Source organism: Pseudonocardia nigra (genome assembly GCF_019396355.1).
Lineage (GTDB): Bacteria > Actinomycetota > Actinomycetes > Mycobacteriales > Pseudonocardiaceae > Pseudonocardia > Pseudonocardia nigra.
In genome coordinates this window covers 1-17522 of record NZ_JAHKRK010000084.1, presented here as the reverse complement: position 1 = coordinate 17522, position 17522 = coordinate 1, and the positions used below count along the sequence as shown (strand labels likewise).

Here is a 17522-nt window from a genome sequence, read left to right as displayed (position 1 = left end):
TCTTCACTGAGTCGGTCTTCACTGAGTCGGTCTTCACTGAGTCGGTCTTCACTGAGTCGGTCTTCACTGAGTCGGTCTTCACTGAGTCGGTCTTCACTGAGTCGGTCTTCACTGAGTCGGTCTTCACTGAGTCGGTCTTCACTGGGTCGGTCTTCACTGGGCCCCCTCGCCGAGCCCGGCGACGCCCGACGCCGGGTCCACCATCAGGAGCACCGCATCGGTGTGGGCGAACTCGCCGTTGCCCGTGCGGAACTCCACCACCGTTCCGCGGACGCCGGCGTGCACCGGCGTCATCATCTTCATGGTCTCGACGATGCCGACGACGGTGTCCTCCTCGACCTTGTCGCCGACCTCGACGAACGGCGGGGCACCGGGCTTCGACGCCCGGTAGAAGGTGCCCAGGAGCGGCGGGTGCACCGCGACCATCCCCTCGGCCACGCCGGCGCGCGGCCGTTCTGGTTCAGCGGCGACGGCAGGCTCGGCGCCGCGCTCCACCACCGGTCGGCGCAGCACCTGCTGTTCCGCCGTCCAGCCGGTCGCACCCTCCCGGCGCACCGTCAGCGTGAGGTCGCCCAGCTCCAGGTGCAGCTCGTCCAGGCCGCTGGAGTCCAGCACTCGCAGGACGTCGCGGACGTCGTCGGGGCTGAGTTCCACGTCAGCCCCCCGACGGGCGCTTGCCGCCCAGCATGTTGAAGACGTGGTCGAAGGCGCGGGCGGTCGGCACAGCTGCGGGAGCCTGCCCGCGGGCGGCGTCCTTCTCCGCCCACACCGTCTCCGGCCGGCTCTGCAACAGGAACACGTTCTCCCCGGACGGCGCCGTCCGCGACACCGCCCACTCGATGTCCTGCGGGCAGCCGTAGTGGGCCTCGACCTTCCGGGCGATCGCGACCAGCTCGGCGATCTCGTCGTCGTTGAGCGACGGGACGTCCTGCAGCTGCGCCGGCACGTCCGTCTCCGCCACGCCGTGGCCGCCGGGCCGAAGTGGTGGCGAGGTAGTGACTCCGGTCAGTTTCACCGATAGCGTTATCGCATGAGAGAAGCGGTGATCGTGTCCACAGTCCGCACCCCGATCGGCAAGGCCTACCGCGGCGCGTACAACGACACCCAGGGCCAGCAGCTGGCCGGGCACGTCGTGCGGGAGGCCGTGACGCGGGCCGGCGTCGACCCGGCCGAGATCGACGACGTCGTCCTGGGCTGCGCCCTGCAACAAGGCAGCACGGGCTTCAACACCGCCCGCCAGGCCGCCCTGCGTGCGGGCCTACCGACCTCGGTCCCCGCGCAGACCGTGGACCGCCAGTGCTCGTCCGGACTGATGGCCGTCGCCATCGCCGCTCATCAGATCGTCGCCGGGGGCATGGATATCACCGTCGGCGGCGGGGTGGAGTCGATCTCGCTGGTGCAGAACGAGCACGCAAACCGCTACCGTGCCACCGATCCGGAGCTGCTGAAGTCCACGCCTGGCCTGTACCGGCCCATGATCGAGACGGCTGAGCTGGTGGCGCAGCGCTACGGCATCAGCCGGGAGGCCCAGGACGAGTACGCGCTGCTCTCCCAGCAGCGCACGGCGCAGGCGCACGCGGAGGGCCGGTTCACCGACGAGATCGTCCCCCTTCCGACGATCAAGAAAATCACCGATAAGGAGACCGGCGAAATGCGGCACGAGGAGGTCATCCTCAAGGCCGACGAGGGGCCTCGGCCCCAGACCACGGCGGCGGACCTGCAGCGGCTGGCGCCGGTGTGGCCGGGCGGGCCGTTCGTCGAGAAGGGCAGCTGCGTCACGGCCGGGAACGCCTCGCAGCTCTCGGACGGCGCGGCGGCACTGGTGCTCATGGAGGCCGGGCTCGCACAGCGGCGGGGCATTCCGCCGCTCGGCGTCTACCGCGGGATGGCGGTGGCCGGCTGCGACCCCGAGGAGATGGGCATCGGCCCGGTGCACGCCGTGCCGAAGCTGCTGGCGAAGGCGGGGTTGCGCGTCGAGGACATCGGGATCTGGGAGCTCAACGAGGCCTTCGCCAGCCAGGTGCTGTACTGCCGGGACAAGCTCGGCATCCCCGAAGACCGCATGAACGTCTCCGGTGGGGCCATCGCGGTGGGCCACCCGTACGGCATGACCGGCGCGCGCTGCACGGGACACGTGCTGCGGGAAGGCAAGCGGCGCGGCGCGCGGTACGGCGTGGTAACCATGTGCGTGGGCGGCGGCATGGGCGCGGCGGGCCTGTTTGAGATCCTGTGAGGATGACCGACCAGGTCCGGACGACGACGGCGGCGGCGACGAAGGCTGGCCGCCCGTTCACCCGCAAAGAAGTCAAGGCCATCACCCGCTCCCGACTTCTGGAGGCCGCGCTGGCCATCCTCGACGAGGAGGGTGAGGCGGCGCTGACGACGATCAACGTGACGCGCCGTGCCGGCATCGCGCAGTCGAGCTTCTACGTCCACTTCGCCGACATGGACGACCTGCTGCACAGCCTCATCGACGAGCTGTCGCTGGAGCGGTTGCGCCTCACCCGGGAGGCGCGGCGCGGATCGCGCTCCGCGCCGTGGGACATGGAGCGCTTCCGCGACACGTTCCGGGTGCCGATCACCCACTCGATCGCCCATCCACGACTGTTCCGGCTGCTGATCCGCAGCCGGCACGATCCCGCGTCCCCACTCGGCGAGTGGAGTCGCAGCGTTTTCGACGAGAACCGGGCCGCGCTCGTCGAGGACCTGGTCAGTCTGGGCATGCCGAATGGATCCGATGCCGACCGGCGACGCCTGGAGATGATCGCCGACGGCGTCATCGCGCTCACCGAGTCGATGATGCTGGGCCACATCGAGGGGCGATACCCCGACATCGAAGAGGCGATCGACGTTCTGATCACATTCTCCGAGGGCTACCTCCGGCTGCGGGAGCAGGACGCAGCTCGCCGCAGCCGCGCAGGCGGGACCGAGGACTGCGACGAGCCTGCCTGACGCGGCTTGCCGGCTGGGTGCGCCGTCGCGGTCATCGGTCGGCGGGGCGCTCGTGGAACTGCGCGATGCGTCCCCCGTCGACCACGAGGTCGTGCCCGTTGACGAAGCCGCCCTCGTCGGAGGCGAGGAACAGGGCCGCGCGCGCAACGTCCTCGGGGGTGCCCGCTCTCGGCAGCGGGGTGGCCCGCGCGAGGTTCCGTTCGAGCTTGGCCTGCTTGCGCCGGTTGTCCTCGTCGGCGAGTCGGGCGGCGGCCGCCGAGCCGCCCCAGAAGATCGGGGTGGCGACCGCGCCCGGCGAGATCGCGTTGACGCGGATGCCCTGCGGGCCCAGCTCGACGGCCGCGAGCCGGGTCACGTGGGACACCGCCGCCTTGGCCGCCGAGTAGAGCAAGCTGCCCTGCCCCATCCGATGGGCGGCGATGCTCGAGTTGTGGATGATCGAACCACCACCGCTGCGGGCGATCTCCGGCGCGGCGTGCTTGAGTCCGAACAGGACGCTGCCGAGCAGCAGCCGCATCGCCCGGTCGAACTCGGTCACGGTGATCGTGGCCACCCCTCCGGCCACAGGGGCGCCCGCGTTGCTGAACAGGCAGTCCAGCCGACCAAACCGGTCGACGGTGCACCGCACCAGCTCGGCGATCTCCTCCTCGGAGGTGACGTCGGTGCGGTGGAACACTCCACGCTCGCCGAGCTCGCCCGCGACCGCCTCCCCCCGCCGCGTGTCCCGGCCGGCGACGACCACACTGGCGCCCTCCGCGACGAACAACCGGGCGGTGGCCTCACCGATGCCGCTGGTCGCGCCCGTCACGACGGCGACCTTTCCCGCCAACCGTCCGGCTCCGCTGTTGCCCATGTCAGCTCCAGCCCGTGCCGGCGCCGCGGGTCATCGCGAGCGGCCCGGTGGGCCAGCGGAAGCAGTCGATCATCAGCTGGTCCACCTCCTCGGCCGTCGCCACCCCCTCCTGGACGACCCGGGCGGCCTCGCAGACCATGGCGAAGTACACGCGGTTCGCCACGTAGCCCCAGGCGAGCGGGGCGTCCTTGATCACGACGGGGTTCTTGCCCGCCCCCTCGGCGAGGTCGACGACGAACTCGGTGGTGGCATCCGACGTGGACGGTGCGCGGACGATCTCGGCCAGCTTCATGACCGGCGCGGGGGACGCCCAGTGCCAACCGATCACGCGGTCCGGCCGGTCGGTGGCCGCCGCGAGGGCGGAGATGGGGAACCCGCTCGAGTTCGACGCGAGGATCGTGTCCTGGCGGCAGCGCCGGTCCAGGTCGCGGAACACGGTGACCTTGAGGTCCAGCCGCTCCGGCACCGCCTCCACCACGACGTCGGTGTCGTAGAGCCGCTCGACGTCGCCGGTGAAACACAGCCGCCGCAACGCCGCATCGGCCTCCTTGGCAGACAGCTTGCCCCGCTCGACCGCCGTGCCGAGCCCGAACCGGCCCGCCCGCACGTTCGCCTCGCCTGCGGCCAGCGCGTCCGCCGAGAGGTCGTGACACACCACGTCGTGTCCCGCAGCCGCCAGCACCTGAGCGATGCCGCTGCCCATCACCCCGGCACCGAGCACTCCCACTCGTCTACCCATCCGCACTCCCTCTCCCGCCACCAGTGTCTTGCGCCACAGCGATTTCGCCGGTAAGGCTATCGCCGAAATGGCCGACGAGCGACCCTCAATCCCGCTGGCCGACCTGGAGGCACCGTGTCCCAACGCATCTCGCGCCGCACACTTCTCGCTCGAACCGCTCAGCTGGCCGGCGCGTCCGCCGTTGCCGGCATCGGCGGAGGGCTGGTCGCCGGCTGCAGCGGGGAGCAGCCCGTCGCGCCCACGGCGACCCAGCCGTCCGGCGCTCCGGTCCGGGGCGGCCACCTCCGCGTCGGCGTCTGGTCCGAACAGGCCGGCCTGAACCCCATCCTCGACACCTTCACCGCCGTCGGCTCGAGCTACGCGGCAACGGTGTACGACGCGCTGTTCACCGTCGCCGAGGACGGGTCCGTCATCCCCGACCTCGCACGCTCACTGGAACACAGCGAGGACTACACGACGTGGACGATCGGGCTGCGCGACGGCGTGGCGTTCCACGACGGCTCCGCGTTCGATGCCCAGGCCGTGGCGGCGCAGATGGAGGCCGCGCTCGCGTCACCGACCTTCGCCGCGTCCTTCGCGAACGTGGCGGGAGTCCGGACCGCCGACCCGATGACGGTGGTGCTCACGACGAAGACCCCGTGGGTCCCGTTCGACCGGTACCTCACCGGGACGTTCGCCACCATCGTCACCCCCGACACGTGGAACGGAACGAGCCCGAAACCCATCGGCACCGGTCCATTCATGGTGGAGGAATGGGAGAACGGCAACCGGTTCGTCGCCGTGCGCAACCCGAACTACTGGCGGCAGGGGCTGCCCCACCTCGACCAGGTCACCTTCCGGCCGATCCTCAACTCCACCCAACGCGAGAACAGCGTGAAGGCGGGCGACCTCGAGTTGGGGACCACGGGTTCCACCATCAGCAACCTGAAAGCGCTGCGAGACGACTCCGGGCTGCTCTACTACGACGACGCCGGCATCGACGTCATCCAGCCGCACCACGTCTTCTGGCAGCTGAACTGCATGGCGCCGCCACTGGACGACGTCCGGATCCGCAAGGCGCTCGCACTGGCTTTGGACCAGCGCAGGTTCTACGACACGGTCTTCCGAGAGGCGAGCTCGGCCACCGGGTGGGGCGAGTACCAGCCGGTGACCAGTTTCTTCCACCCCGATTCCGAGCACTGGTCCGAGACCGGCTACCCCACCGCCCCGGATGTCGAGCTCGCGAAGCGGCTCGTCGCCGAGTGCACGGCGGAGAAGGGCCGCGCCGCGTTCCTGGTGACCGCCACCAACGAGCCGACGCAACAGCTCGCGTTGTCGCTCACCAAGGGGATGTGGGAGCCGCTCGGCATCGACGTCGCGGTTCAGCAGATCGACGTCGGTCGGCTGATCGCAACCTCGTCCGCGGCGAGTTCCAGGCGACGTTCGTGGACCAGTTCGCGGCCACCGATCCCGACCAGAACTACGTGTACTGGGGCCCGACGACGGTCCGGCCGATCGGCGAGGCCGGGCTGAACTTCGCCCACAACGCCAACCCGGCCGTCGAGCCGCTGCTGCAGGTCGGCCGGCAGAACCCGGATCACCAGGTCCGCGTCGAGGCCTACCAGCAGGTCGACCGGATCCTCAACGGCCAGGATTTCCCCTACATCTACATGGGCCGCTCGATCGGCGCCGCCTTCACCCGGCAGAACGTGGCCGGAATGGGCGGGGCCACCACTGCTGACGGCCAGAGGGTGCTGTTCGCCCCGGGCATCGTGAACCCGGCCGAGATGTGGCTGGCCTAGCCCGTGCTGACGTTCGCGCTCCGCCGCCTGGGACGGTTCCTCTTCGTCCTGCTCGTCGTCACCGCAGCGTCCCACCTGATGTTGGAACTGCTCCCCGGTGACCCGGTCGTCACGATCCTCGGGGTCGGCGCCACTGAGGAGGGAATCGCCGAGCTGCGCGCCCGGCTGAACCTCGACGAGCCGTGGCCGGTGCGCTACCTGTCGTGGTTGTGGGGCCTGTTGCAGGGCGATTTCGGGTTCTCCTACCTCACGCAGCAGCCGGTCGGCGAGGCGCTCGCCGAGCGACTGTCGGTGACGCTCGAGCTGGTGGTGCTCTCGCAGGTCGTGGCGCTCGCCATCGCCATCCCATTGGGCATCGCCTCCGCCTACCGTCCGGGCGGCCGATTCGACCGGTTCGTCACCTCCAGCACCTTCCTGCTGCTCGCCGTGCCGCCGTTCGTGCTCGCGGTACTGCTGTCGCTGGTGTTCGCCGTGCAGCTCGGGTGGCTCCCCGCCACCGGGTACGTCCCGTTCACCCGCGACCCGTGGGGGAACCTGCGGTCGCTGACGCTTCCCGTCGTCACCCTCGCCGTCGGCGCGCTGGCCCCGTACGCCCGGATCCTGCGGGCGGAGATGATCGGGACGCTGCAGGAGGACTACATCAGCGTGGCGCGCGCGAAGGGGATGCCGCCGTGGTACGTCCTCACCCGGCACGCCCTGCGGCCCTCGATGTTCACGCTGATCACGGTGGCCGGGCTCAGCGTCGGCGGGCTGATCGGCGGCACCGTCATCATCGAGCAGCTGTTCGGCCTGCCCGGGCTGGGCAACTACCTCCTGGCGGGCATCCAGCAGCGCGACTACATCGCGGCCCAGGGCGCCCTCGTCGTGATCGTCGTCGGCTATGTCGTCGTCAACTTCCTGGTCGACGTCCTCTACTCGGTCATCGACCCCCGGGTCAGAAGCAGGCGGGCCGCCGGATGAGAGAGCGAGGTGAGGGCGTGCTCGACCGAACCGACGACCTCACGGCGGTGAGACGGCCCGAGGTCACCCTCGAGGTGCTGCCAGAGGAGCCCGCGGCGCGTCCGAAGCGGCTGGGGCCGCTGTTCTGGATCGCTGTCGGCTGGCTGCTGCTGGTCACGGTGTTGGCGCTGGTGGCCGACCTGTTGCCGCTCGACCCGAACGCGCTGCAGGACGCGCCGGGCCGGCTTCCGAGCCTCGACCACCTCCTCGGCACCGACGAGCTGGGTCGCGACGTGCTGGCCCGGCTGATCCACGGGGCCAGGGTCTCGCTGATCGTCGGGCTGTCCGCCGTGGCCTTCGGGCTGCTCTTCGGCGGCGTGCTCGGCCTGCTCGCCGGCTACTTCGGCGGCAAGCTCGACACCGCGGTGTCGCTCTTCGTCGACAGCGTCCTGGCATTCCCCTATCTCGTCTTCGCCCTGGCCGCCGTGACGTTCCTGGGCTCGGGGCTGTTCGTCGTGACGCTGAGCCTGGGGATCTTCGCCATCGCCCCGAACGCCCGCGTCGTGCGGGCGGCGACGATCCAATGGCGCAACCGGGAGTTCGTGCTCGCCGCCCACGTGCTCGGGGCCCGGACGAGCCGGATCCTGCTCCGCGAGGTGCTGCGCAACGTCGCGCCCACGATGCTGTCCTACGTCCTGGTCGCCGTGGCGTTCACCATCGTCGTCGAGGGCGGGCTGTCCTTCCTCGGGGTCTCGGTGTCCCCGCCCACCCCGAGCTGGGGCGGGATGATCGCGGCCGGCAGCGCCACGCTCACCGACTACCCCCTGCTGTCGGTGTGGCCGTCGCTGGCGATGTTCTTCACCGTGCTCGCGCTCAACGTCGCCGGCGACCGCGTCCAGGACCGGTTCGAAGTCCGGGAGGGCAGGCTGTGACCGCCGAGGCACGCGCTCCCGGAGGCGGAGTCACGATCGAGGTCCTGCTGGACGTGGAGGAGCCCCACACCCGGTTCCCGGTGGCAGGCGGCGTCGTCCGCGCGGTCGACGGCGTCTCGCTCCAGCTGGCCCAGGGCCGCACGCTGGGGATCGTCGGCGAGTCCGGATCCGGGAAGTCCGTCCTGATCCGGTCGATCATGGGGTTGCTGCCGCGGCGCGGGGTCCACACCAGCGGCTCGGTCCGGCTGGCCGGGCGCAGCATCCTGGATCTGACCGACGACGAGCTGTCCCGGGTGTGGGGACGCGAGATCGGGCTGGTCCCGCAGGACCCGCAGACCGCGCTGAACCCGGTGCTCCGCGTGGGCAGGCAGCTCGCCGAGCCGCTGCGCCGCCACCTCGGGATGGGGCGCCGGGAGGCGAAGGACCGGGCCGCCGAGCTGCTCGCCCAGGTGCGGGTGCCCGACCCCCGCCGCAGGCTGGACCAGTTCCCCCACGAGCTCTCGGGCGGGTTGCGGCAACGGGTGGCGATCGCGATGGCGATCGCCTGTTGCCCGCGGCTGTTGCTGGCCGACGAACCGACCACCGCGCTCGACGTGACGGTGCAGGCACAGATCCTCGACCTGCTCGCCGACATCATCACCGACCAGGACATGAGCATGATCCTGGTGACGCACGACCTCGCCGTCATCGCCAACTGCGCGGACGAGGTGGCCGTCATGTACGCCGGCAAGATCGTAGAGCGGGCACCGACGGCCGCCCTGTTCCAGGACGTGCGGATGCCCTACACCGAGGCACTGTTGGAGTCCATCCCGCTGCTGTCCCACCCCAGCCACACCCGCCTGCGCTCGATCTCGGGCGCGCCACCGGACCCCGCACGACGGCCGTCGGGCTGCCCGTTCCACCCGCGCTGCCCGTACGCGCGCACCGACTGCGCTCGGGCCGAGCCCACCCTGCAGCCCGCCGACCTCGCCGAGCACGAGTTCGCCTGCTGGTTCCCGGTGAGCCCACGGGGCGTCACGACCGCGCCGGCCGAGGGAAAGTCCGTGTGATGACCGAGCCCAGCGAGCGCCTCCTCGAGGTGCGTGACCTCGTTGTCGAGTTCCCCCTCCGGGGAGGTGGGCGGGTGCACGCGGTGTCCGGCGTGGACTTCGACCTGCACCGCGGCGAGACGCTCGGCGTCGTCGGCGAGTCGGGATGCGGCAAGTCCACCCTGGCCAGGGCGGTCCTGCAGGTCCCGCCTCCGACGGCGGGGACGGTGCGGTTCGAGGGAACCGACTTGACCGTGCTGAGCCGCGAGCAGATGCGCGCGGTACGACCCCGGCTGCAGATGGTCTTCCAGGACCCGATCTCGTCGTTGAACCCCCGCCGCCGGGTCCGCGACATCGTCGCCGAACCGCTGGACATCTGGCAGCTCGGCGGCCCGCGGGAGCGAAGGACGCGCGTCGCGGACGTGCTCGCCGACGTCGGCCTCGACCACGACACGGTGGCCGACCGCCGACCGGGTGAGCTGTCAGGCGGGCAATGCCAGCGGGTCAGCCTCGCCCGTGCCCTCGTCCTCGACCCCCACGTGATCGTCTGTGACGAGGTGCTGTCCGCCCTCGACGTGTCGGTGCAGGCACAGATCCTCAACCTGCTCGAGGATGCCAAGGAGCGCTACCACCTGACGCTGCTGTTCATCGCCCACGACCTGGCCGTCGTGAGGAGCATCAGCGACCGGGTGGCGGTGATGTACCTCGGGAAGCTGTGCGAGATCGGCAGCGCGGACGACATCTACGGCCGGCCGGCACACCCCTACACCGCGGCGCTCGTCGACTCGATCCCGCTCCCGGACCCGTCGCATCGGCGCACCCGAACGGCACGTCCACTGGCCGGCGAGCTTCCGTCGCCGATCGACCCGCCCAGCGGCTGCCGGTTCCGCACCCGCTGCCCGCGCGCCGAGGCGCGGTGCGCGGCCGAGGAGCCGACGTTGCGGCAGGTGGGCGACGGGCAGCTGGCCGCGTGCCACTTCCCGGTGTGAAGGCTCCGAAGCCGACTGCATCGGGCCGTCGCCGAGCGCACAGGCCGGCGACCCTCCGGGACCGGTCGCACAGGAATCGGGATCTCCCCACTAGGCCACCTCGAACCGCCGCTCCTAGCCTTCCCACCAGGCCGTCACTGCTCTCGGAGGTAGGGCATGCGGAACATGCAGCGCTGGCTGGGCGACGGTGGAATGCCGCTCATCGAAGCCGTGGGTGCGCAGTTCGACGGGTACGGAACCAGCGAGTCGGGCATGGCGTTCGCCGAGGCCGGCTGGCGACCGACCGCGTTGGCCTGCAACCCGCACGGGACGGTACAGGGCGGCGTCCACGGCGTCCTGCTCGACGCGGCCATGAACTTCGCCGTCAACGTCGGGCTGGAGGCGCCGGACCGGACGCGGGCGTCGCTGGAGATGAAGACCGAGACGATGCGGCCGGCGCGGGCCGAGGACCTGCTGCGGGTGCGCGGCGAAGTGGTTCGGATGGCGCGTCAAGTGGCCTACGCGGAGGCCCGCGTGACCGATGCGGCCGGCTCGCTCCTGAGCCGCGCGACGGCGACCTTCCTCCTGCACCGGGCTCCCCGAGCAGTCGACGAAGGGCAGGGACGGCAACGTGGCTGACAGCGCGCTCGAGGGCATCCGGGTCGTCGAGCTGACCCATGCGATCGCAGGGCCGCACTGCGGGCAGATCCTCGCCGACCACGGCGCTGACGTGATCAAGGTCGAGCCCCCGTCCGGCGAGCGGACCCGGGGCGCCCTGCCCGTCGTCGACGGCGAGAGCCTCTACTTCGCCTGCCACAACCGGGGCAAGCGCAGCATCGTGCTCGACCTCAAGAGCCCGGACGGGACGGCCCACCTGCACGAGCTGGTCCGGCGCGCCGACGTGCTGCTCACGAACTACAGCGCCGACGTCCCGCAGCGCCTCGGCTGGGGCTACGAGCGCGTGCGGGAGATGAACCCGGGGATCGTGATGGTGCACATCACCGGTTTCGGCAGCACCGGCCCCGACCGCGGGTTACTCGCCTACGACGGGATCATCCAGGCGATGAGCGGCGTCGCCGAGCTCACCGGGACCCAGGAATCCGGGCCCGTGTTCGTCGGGGCCTTCGTCGCCGACCACATCGCGGCCTACCAGGCTGCGCTCGGCGCGATGTTCGCCCTCCACCGGCGCGCGCGGACCGGCGAAGGGGCCTTCGTCGACATCAGCATGCTGGACGCCTACTCCGGCACGCTCGCCCACGAGATCGGGGAGGCGCTCGCGGGTCGCCCGCACGTGCGCGCGGGCAATGGGGTACCCACCGCGTTCGCCAACACGTTCCCCACCACCGACGGCCACATCTACCTGGCGCCGCTGGGCGAGGACCGGTGGCAGGCGTTCTGCCGGGCCATCGGGCAGCTCGGCTGGATCGGGGAGCTGACCTACGACGACGCGATCTCGCGGCGCCGGGAGGAGGCCGAGAAACACGTGGCCGAGTGGTGCGCATCCCGGTCCCGGACAGACATCACCGAGCTGATGCGGGCGGCAGGCGTTCCGTGCGGGCCGGTCTGGAGCGCGGAAGAACGCGCTCGACACGCCGCCGACTCGGGACGCGGGGCGATCAGCGAGGTGCGCAGCCCGGCCGGTCGGGCGCTCACGGTACCCGGACCGGTGTCGGCGGTCGGCCTCACGATCTCACCGCGGCGCGCGTGGGTTCCCGCGCTCGGGGAACACACCGCGGAAGTTCTCGCGGAGCTGCGCACCGCGTGTCCGCCTGAGGAAGGGACGTCGCGGTGACCGGCGCGGGACAGGACCGGCTCGCCGAGCTGGAACGGCGCCGCAAGCTGGCGCTGCGAATGGGTGGCCCGGAGGGGATCGCCCGCCAGCACGAGCACGGCAAGCTCACGGTCCGCGAGCGGATCGAGGAACTGACCGATCCCGGATCGTTTCGTGAATTCGGGCTGCTCGCCGGATCCGCCGCGTACGACGACGGTCAGCTGGTCGACTTCACCCCGAAAGCAAGCGTGGACGGCATCGGTAGGCTCGACGGCCGCAAGATCGTGATCAGTGGCGGGGACTTCACGGTGCGGGGCGGATCCGCAGGAGGCGCACACGGCGCGCTCGGCGCCGAGCTGGCGGCCAACGAGCGGGCACTGCAGTGGCGGCTGCCCTACGTGCGCCTGCTCGATGCCGTCGGCGGCAGCGTGCGCAGCTTCGAGGAGCTCGGTCGCACCTACCTCCCCGACGGCAACATCTGGTCCACAGTGGATGTCGAGTTGCTGAACACGGTGCCCGTGGTCTCCGCGGTCATGGGGTCGGTGGCCGGGCTGCCCGCGGTCAACGCCTGCCTTGCCCATTGGAACGTCATGGTGCGCGGCACGGCGCAGCTCTTCCCCGGTGGCCCGCCCGTGGTCAAGGCGGCGCTCGGCTACGACATCAGCAAGGAGGAGCTGGGCGGCGCGCAGGTCCACGCCGGGCACAGCGGGGTGATCGACAACCTGGCCGAGACGGAGAAGGACGCCCTGGCCCAGGTCCGCCGCTTCCTGTCCTACCTGCCCGCCAGCGTCGACGAGCTCCCGCCCCAACGGAGGCCGCGCAACCCCGTCGGCGCGGCCGACGAGTTGCGCACCCTCATCCCCGACAATCGCCGGTCGCCGTTCGACGCCCGCCGCCTGCTCGACCTCGTCCTCGACGAGGACTCGTTCTTCGAGATCGCCCCGCACTACGGCCGCTCCCGGCTCACCGGGCTCGCCAGGGTCGACGGCCGACCGATCGGAGTCATGGCCAACAACCCGATGCACCTCGGCGGATCCACCGACGTCGCTTCGGGCGAGAAGGTGATGCGCCTCGTCCAGCTCTGCGAGGTCTTCCATCTGCCGCTGGTCTCCTTCGCCGACGAGCCCGGGTTCATGGTGGGCCTGGACTCGGAGAAGCAGGGGATCGAGCGGGCGGGAGCCCGCCTCGTCTGGACGATCTGCCAGAGCCGGCTGCCCCTGATCACCTTCGTGATCGGGCGGCTCTTCGGGGTGGCCGGTCAGTGCCATCATCGCCCCTCGGGCATGTTTCGCCGCTACGCCTGGCCGTCGGCCGCCTGGGGCTCGATGCACATCACCGGCGGGGCCTCTGCTGCGTACCGGCGGGAGATCGAGTCCGCGGCGGATCCGCAGGCGAAGCGGGCCGAGATCGAGCGCCGACTCCAGGCCATCGCCTCGCCGTTCCGGACAGCGGAGGCGACCGGCCAGGACATCATCGACCCGGCCGAGACCAGGGAACTGCTCGCCGAGTTCGTCCACGACGCCCAGCGCGTGCTCGCCGGCCAGCTCGGCCCGCCGCGACTGCCCTACCGGCCATGAACGGGCCGATGACGGGCGGCCAGCTGTGGACGCCGCTGCTCGACGTCCGGGACCTGACCGTCTCCTTCCGCACCCCGGCCGGTGAGGTGCAGGCCATCCGGGACGTGTCCTTCTCCGTCGGTCCCGGCGAGCTCGTCGGCATGGTCGGGGAGAGCGGCAGCGGCAAGTCGGTGACCGGGCTCTCGGTCCTCGGACTCCTGCCCGCACGCAGCAGCCGCACCGAGGGCCAGGTTCTCCTGGACGGCCGCGACATCCTGGGCCTCGACGAGCGCGCGCTCGCCGGCGTGCGGGGACGCGAGATCAGCATGATCTTCCAGGAACCGATGACGGCCCTCGACCCCGTCTTCACCGTCGGCCGGCAGATCGCGGAGACCCTCCGCAGGCACCGACCCGTCTCCCGACGCGCGGCGCGGGCCCGCGCCGTCGAGATGCTCGGCGAGGTGGGGATCCCGGCGCCGCACCGGCGGGTCGACGACTACCCCCACCAGCTCTCCGGTGGTATGCGACAACGCGCCATGATCGCGATGGCGCTGGTGTGCGGCCCACGGCTCCTCATCGCCGACGAGCCGACGACCGCGCTCGATGTGACGATCCAGGCCCAGATCCTCGAGTTGCTCCGGACGATCAGCCGCGAACACGGTACCGCGGTGCTGCTGATCACCCACGACCTCGGCGTGGTCGCCGAGGTGTGCCAGCGGCTGATCACGATGTACGCGGGCGAGGTTGTCGAGCAGTGCCCGGTCGACGCGGCGCTCGAATCGCCACAGCACCCGTACACATCGGGGCTGGTGCGAGCCGTCCCCGGGGCCGGGCAGCGTGGAACCTCGCTCTACGCGATCCCCGGCCGGGTCCCGCCGCTGACGGACATGCCAGAAGGTTGCCGCTTCCGCCTGCGCTGCGAGCACGCCATCGACGGCTGCGAGCAGCCGCAGCACCTGCTGCCGGCCGGCGCCGCGCACCTGGCCCGCTGCTGGCGCCATCCCGACCTCGACCTGCCCGGTGTCGTCTACCCGCAGGTCGTCCACCCGCAGCCCCACCAGGAGGCGCGACCATGAGCGTCGACCAGACCCCGCCGCACGCGAGCGACCTTCTCGTCGTCGAGGACCTCACGGTGCGCTACCCGGTCCACGGCAGGCGACAGACCGTGAAAGCGGTCGACGGCGTGTCCTGCTCGGTGGCCGAAGGTGAGACCTTCGGGCTCATCGGGGAGTCCGGATCGGGCAAGTCGACGATCGCGCGCGCGGTGCTGGGCCTGGTCCGGCCGACCGCGGGCACGATCAGCTTCCGGGGGATGCGCCTCGACCGGCTCCGCGGCCGGGAGCAGCGGCGGATGCGCCGCCACTACCAGATGATCTTCCAGGATCCGCACGAAGCGCTCGATCCCCGGATGACCGTGCGGGCCAGCGTGGCCGAGCCGCTCCGGGTGCAGCGGCGCGGGGACGCAGGCGACCTCGTCGCTCTCGTCGACGCGCTCCTCGGCAAGGCAGGCCTCTCGGCCGAACACGCGCAGCGGCGCCCGCACGAGCTCTCCGGTGGGCAGAAGCAACGCGTGAACATCGCCAGGGCGCTGGCGCTCGACCCCGAACTGCTCGTCTGCGACGAGGCGGTCTCGGCGCTGGACGTGTCGATCCAGGCCGACATCCTGAACCTGCTGGCCGAGCTCCAGCGCGAGATGGGCCTCGCCTATCTGTTCATCTCCCACGACATCGGAGTGGTCTCCCACATCGCCGACCGCGTCGCGGTCATGTACCTGGGCGTGATCGTCGAGCGGGGTCCGGTCGAAGGCGTGATCGACAGTCCGCTGCATCCCTACACGGAGGCGTTGCTGGCCGCCGAGCCCCAGGCGGTACCGGCGCACTGTCGCACGGAGCGACCCGCGCCGCTGAAGGGCGAGCTGCCCAGCCCGATCGACCCGCCGTCGGGCTGCCGCTTCCGTACCCGCTGCCCCTATGCGGAGGACCGGTGCGCCGCGGAGGTGCCACCGCTGCGCGAGCTGATGCCGGGCCGGTGGGTCGCCTGCCACTTCGCCGAGAGCCTCGACCTGCGGGGCCGGTACCTGACGACGGCCGGTGGCCGGTGAGCAGCCATCGCGGGAAGGAGTCCGTCATGTCACCACGCACCGACACGAGGCGCCGGAGCAGGCGCTGGGGGCCCGCGCTGCTGCTGGTGGTGGGCCTGCTCGCCACGGCATGCGGTACCGGCGGGCAGGCGGCGGGCGGTGGCGAGGCAGGGGAACCGCAACGCGGCGGCACGCTCCGCGTCGTGCACGCGCTGAACCCGTCCTCGCTGGACCCGCACACCGGCGGATCCGGTGGCGACCACGTCTCGCTGTACCCCATCTACGACACCCTCGTCGATTTCGACAAGGCCACCATGGAGCCCGCACCCGGGCTCGCCGAGTCGTGGGAGTTCGTCGAGGACCCACCTGCGCTGGTCTTCACGTTGCGCCCGGGTGTCCAGTTCCACGACGGCACACCGTTCGACGCCGAGGCGGTCAGGTACAACATCGAGCGGGCCAAGAACCTCGACCGCTCGACCGTGGCCGCCGACGTGGCGACCGTCGAGTCCGTGGAGGTGCTCTCCGACCTCGAGGTGCGCCTGAACCTCAGCCGGATGAACACCGCGCTTCCGCTGATCCTGGCCGACCGGGCCGGGATGATGGTCTCGCCGACCGCCGCCGAGGAGCGCGGCGCCGAGCTCGAGTCGAATCCGGTGGGCGCGGGGGCGTACCGCTTCGTGTCGTGGCGACCGGGCGACACGTTGCAGGTGGAACGCTTCGAGGACTACTGGCGCCCCGACCAGCCCTACCTGGACGGGATCACCATCCGATACCTCGAGGATCCCCAGACCGCGATCAACGCGCTGGTGTCCGATCAGGCCGACTTCATGACCGCCGTCGATCCCGCCGACCTGGAACGCGTCGAGCGGTCGCCGGGCATCGAGGTGACCGAGGGCGGCGGGCTCGCGTTCGACTCCCTCTACTACAACATGGCCGAGCCGCCCTTCGACGACCCGCGGGTGCGGCTGGCGTTCAGCCTGGCCATCGATCGCGAGGCCATGCTGCAGGCGTTGAACTTCGGCACCGGCGAGGTGGGCTGGCAGCCGGTCCCCTCGGTGCACTGGGCCTACCAGCCCGAGCTCTCGCCTACCTTCCCCCACGATCCGGCCCGGGCCAGGCAGTTGTTGGCCGAGGCGGGCTATCCCGACGGCGTGCCCGTGAATGGCCTCGCCTACTCCGGCGAGCGCCAGGTGCGCAAGGCGGAGATCGTCCGGCAGCAGGTGGCGGCCGCCGGCTTCGACATGACGATCCAGGTGCTGGAGGTCGGTGTTGCCGTCGAGGAGTTCTACGAGAAGGAGGCCTTCCAGGTCTTCGTGTCGGCGTGGAGCGGCCGTCCCGATCCGAACCTCACCTACCAGTCGCTGTTCACCGACGACTCGTTCTACGTGGTGGGCGAATCGGGGGTGTCCCCCCAGGTGCTGGACCTGCTCGCCCAGGCCTCGAGCGTGGAGGGGACCGAGGAGCGCGCACAGGTGTACCTGCCGCTGACCGACCTCGTGATGCAGAACGCCATCAACGTCCCGCTCGTGTTCACGCCCAACATCGCGGCAGGCCAGAGCGGGGTGCATGGCTACGTGCCGAGCCTGCTGGGCAAGCCGAAGTTCGACGGGATGTGGATCGAACAGTGAGCATCGAGGCCGTGTTGAGGAAGTACTGGTCGATGGGCTTCGTGATCCAGATCGTTCCTGGCAAGGCGCCACCCCGAGCCGTCGTACCTGGCGTACCCGGTCGGGGTGGCAACGCCGCCAGGGACGATCTGGGCGCGAAGACCGCGATCAGGACCTTTCTCAACACGGCCTAGAGCGTGTCCCTTGGATCATGGGACGGGGTCGCGGAGCCAGATCCTGATCGAGGCGACGTCGATGGTTCCGCGGAACATGTAGTCGCGCTTGTCGTAGCGGGTGGCGACCGCGCGGTGGCCCT

At 70.9% G+C, this 17522-nt stretch carries 19 protein-coding genes and 1 pseudogene; 16 read left to right on the top strand and 4 right to left on the bottom strand.

Going from position 1 to position 17522, the window contains the following annotated elements; all coding sequences use genetic code 11:
• Positions 1-6: 6 nt before the first annotated feature.
• Positions 7-108: pseudogene (locus KME75_RS46850) on the top strand (pentapeptide repeat-containing protein); the annotation flags it as partial.
• A 45-nt stretch (positions 109-153) separates the two neighbouring features.
• Here the strand turns inward: KME75_RS46850 and KME75_RS43415 are convergent.
• Together KME75_RS43415 and KME75_RS43410 are read right to left on the bottom strand one after the other, a co-directional pair.
• Positions 154-654 (bottom strand): acetyl-CoA carboxylase biotin carboxyl carrier protein, encoded by a 501-nt coding sequence (locus tag KME75_RS43415; protein ID WP_308282933.1) that lies wholly within the window; start codon positions 652-654, stop codon positions 154-156.
• A 1-nt stretch (position 655) separates the two neighbouring features.
• Positions 656-961, bottom strand: coding sequence for a PEP/pyruvate-binding domain-containing protein (locus KME75_RS43410; protein ID WP_308282932.1), 306 nt, complete (start codon positions 959-961; stop codon positions 656-658).
• Between the two features lie 69 nt (positions 962-1030).
• Between KME75_RS43410 and KME75_RS20690 the strand changes: the two genes are divergently transcribed.
• Positions 1031-2233, top strand: a complete 1203-nt coding sequence (locus KME75_RS20690) for an acetyl-CoA C-acyltransferase (RefSeq protein ID WP_246632490.1) — start codon at positions 1031-1033, stop codon at positions 2231-2233.
• 2 nt (positions 2234-2235) lie between these two features.
• A complete protein-coding gene (locus KME75_RS20685) occupies positions 2236-2952 on the top strand; it encodes a TetR family transcriptional regulator (RefSeq protein WP_219416515.1) in 717 nt (238 codons plus the stop codon).
• Positions 2953-2983: 31 nt separating this feature from the next.
• Here the strand turns inward: KME75_RS20685 and KME75_RS20680 are convergent, their stop codons facing one another.
• On the bottom strand, positions 2984-3805 hold the full coding sequence (locus tag KME75_RS20680; RefSeq protein ID WP_246632489.1) for an SDR family NAD(P)-dependent oxidoreductase: 822 nt from the start codon (positions 3803-3805) through the stop codon (positions 2984-2986).
• A 1-nt stretch (position 3806) separates the two neighbouring features.
• Positions 3807-4544 carry a 3-hydroxyacyl-CoA dehydrogenase family protein gene (locus tag KME75_RS20675; protein WP_219416513.1) on the bottom strand — a complete coding sequence of 246 codons (738 nt, stop codon included), beginning with the start codon at positions 4542-4544 and terminating at the stop codon, positions 3807-3809.
• A gap of 114 nt (positions 4545-4658) precedes the next feature.
• On the opposite strand from KME75_RS20675, the gene KME75_RS20670 reads away from it, so the two are divergent.
• The 13 genes from KME75_RS20670 to KME75_RS20610 all read left to right on the top strand — a co-directional run bounded on the left by KME75_RS20670 (position 4659) and on the right by KME75_RS20610 (position 17400).
• Entirely contained in the window at positions 4659-6056 is a 1398-nt protein-coding gene (locus KME75_RS20670) for an ABC transporter substrate-binding protein (protein ID WP_219416512.1), read from the top strand.
• Positions 5969-6325 carry a hypothetical protein gene (locus KME75_RS20665; RefSeq protein ID WP_219416511.1) on the top strand — a complete coding sequence of 119 codons (357 nt, stop codon included), beginning with the start codon at positions 5969-5971 and terminating at the stop codon, positions 6323-6325. The genes KME75_RS20670 and KME75_RS20665 overlap by 88 nt, the downstream gene beginning before the upstream one ends.
• Before the next feature lie 3 nt (positions 6326-6328).
• Complete coding sequence (locus tag KME75_RS20660; protein WP_219416510.1) at positions 6329-7285, top strand: ABC transporter permease; 957 nt, start codon at positions 6329-6331, stop codon at positions 7283-7285.
• A 17-nt stretch (positions 7286-7302) separates the two neighbouring features.
• On the top strand, positions 7303-8196 hold the full coding sequence (locus tag KME75_RS20655; protein ID WP_219416509.1) for an ABC transporter permease: 894 nt from the start codon (positions 7303-7305) through the stop codon (positions 8194-8196).
• The gene (locus KME75_RS20650; RefSeq protein WP_308282931.1) at positions 8193-9245 is read left to right on the top strand and encodes an ABC transporter ATP-binding protein; all 1053 of its coding nucleotides are present in this window, start codon (positions 8193-8195) and stop codon (positions 9243-9245) included. The genes KME75_RS20655 and KME75_RS20650 overlap by 4 nt, the downstream gene beginning before the upstream one ends.
• Positions 9245-10213 (top strand): ABC transporter ATP-binding protein, encoded by a 969-nt coding sequence (locus KME75_RS20645; RefSeq protein WP_219416508.1) that lies wholly within the window; start codon positions 9245-9247, stop codon positions 10211-10213. Before KME75_RS20650 ends, KME75_RS20645 begins: the two co-directional genes overlap by 1 nt.
• A gap of 156 nt (positions 10214-10369) precedes the next feature.
• Positions 10370-10831 carry a PaaI family thioesterase gene (locus KME75_RS20640; RefSeq protein WP_219416507.1) on the top strand — a complete coding sequence of 154 codons (462 nt, stop codon included), beginning with the start codon at positions 10370-10372 and terminating at the stop codon, positions 10829-10831.
• Positions 10824-11984 (top strand): CaiB/BaiF CoA transferase family protein, encoded by a 1161-nt coding sequence (locus tag KME75_RS20635; protein WP_219416506.1) that lies wholly within the window; start codon positions 10824-10826, stop codon positions 11982-11984. The genes KME75_RS20640 and KME75_RS20635 overlap by 8 nt, the downstream gene beginning before the upstream one ends.
• Entirely contained in the window at positions 11981-13540 is a 1560-nt protein-coding gene (locus KME75_RS20630; protein WP_219416505.1) for an acyl-CoA carboxylase subunit beta, read from the top strand. The genes KME75_RS20635 and KME75_RS20630 overlap by 4 nt, the downstream gene beginning before the upstream one ends.
• The gene (locus tag KME75_RS20625; RefSeq protein ID WP_219416504.1) at positions 13537-14595 is read left to right on the top strand and encodes an ABC transporter ATP-binding protein; all 1059 of its coding nucleotides are present in this window, start codon (positions 13537-13539) and stop codon (positions 14593-14595) included. Before KME75_RS20630 ends, KME75_RS20625 begins: the two co-directional genes overlap by 4 nt.
• The gene (locus KME75_RS20620) at positions 14592-15620 is read left to right on the top strand and encodes an ABC transporter ATP-binding protein (protein WP_219416503.1); all 1029 of its coding nucleotides are present in this window, start codon (positions 14592-14594) and stop codon (positions 15618-15620) included. Before KME75_RS20625 ends, KME75_RS20620 begins: the two co-directional genes overlap by 4 nt.
• 26 nt (positions 15621-15646) lie before the next feature.
• A complete protein-coding gene (locus tag KME75_RS20615) occupies positions 15647-17227 on the top strand; it encodes an ABC transporter substrate-binding protein (RefSeq protein ID WP_219416502.1) in 1581 nt (526 codons plus the stop codon).
• Positions 17224-17400 carry a hypothetical protein gene (locus KME75_RS20610; RefSeq protein ID WP_219416501.1) on the top strand — a complete coding sequence of 59 codons (177 nt, stop codon included), beginning with the start codon at positions 17224-17226 and terminating at the stop codon, positions 17398-17400. Before KME75_RS20615 ends, KME75_RS20610 begins: the two co-directional genes overlap by 4 nt.
• The last annotated feature ends 122 nt before the right edge of the window (positions 17401-17522 follow it).

Excerpts from the sequence above, each read along its gene's own strand:
- KME75_RS20675 (WP_219416513.1), bottom strand. The coding sequence starts at position 4,544 with ATGGGTAGACGAGTGGGAGTGCTCGGTGCCGGGGTGATGGGCAGCGGC.
- KME75_RS20615 (WP_219416502.1), top strand. The coding sequence starts at position 15,647 with ATGTCACCACGCACCGACACGAGGCGCCGGAGCAGGCGCTGGGGGCCC.
- KME75_RS20640 (WP_219416507.1), top strand. The coding sequence starts at position 10,370 with ATGCGGAACATGCAGCGCTGGCTGGGCGACGGTGGAATGCCGCTCATC.
- KME75_RS20620 (WP_219416503.1), top strand. The coding sequence starts at position 14,592 with ATGAGCGTCGACCAGACCCCGCCGCACGCGAGCGACCTTCTCGTCGTC.
- KME75_RS20645 (WP_219416508.1), top strand. The coding sequence starts at position 9,245 with ATGACCGAGCCCAGCGAGCGCCTCCTCGAGGTGCGTGACCTCGTTGTC.
- KME75_RS20690 (WP_246632490.1), top strand. The coding sequence starts at position 1,031 with ATGAGAGAAGCGGTGATCGTGTCCACAGTCCGCACCCCGATCGGCAAG.
- KME75_RS20680 (WP_246632489.1), bottom strand. The coding sequence starts at position 3,805 with ATGGGCAACAGCGGAGCCGGACGGTTGGCGGGAAAGGTCGCCGTCGTG.
- KME75_RS20625 (WP_219416504.1), top strand. The coding sequence starts at position 13,537 with ATGAACGGGCCGATGACGGGCGGCCAGCTGTGGACGCCGCTGCTCGAC.
- KME75_RS20685 (WP_219416515.1), top strand. The coding sequence starts at position 2,236 with ATGACCGACCAGGTCCGGACGACGACGGCGGCGGCGACGAAGGCTGGC.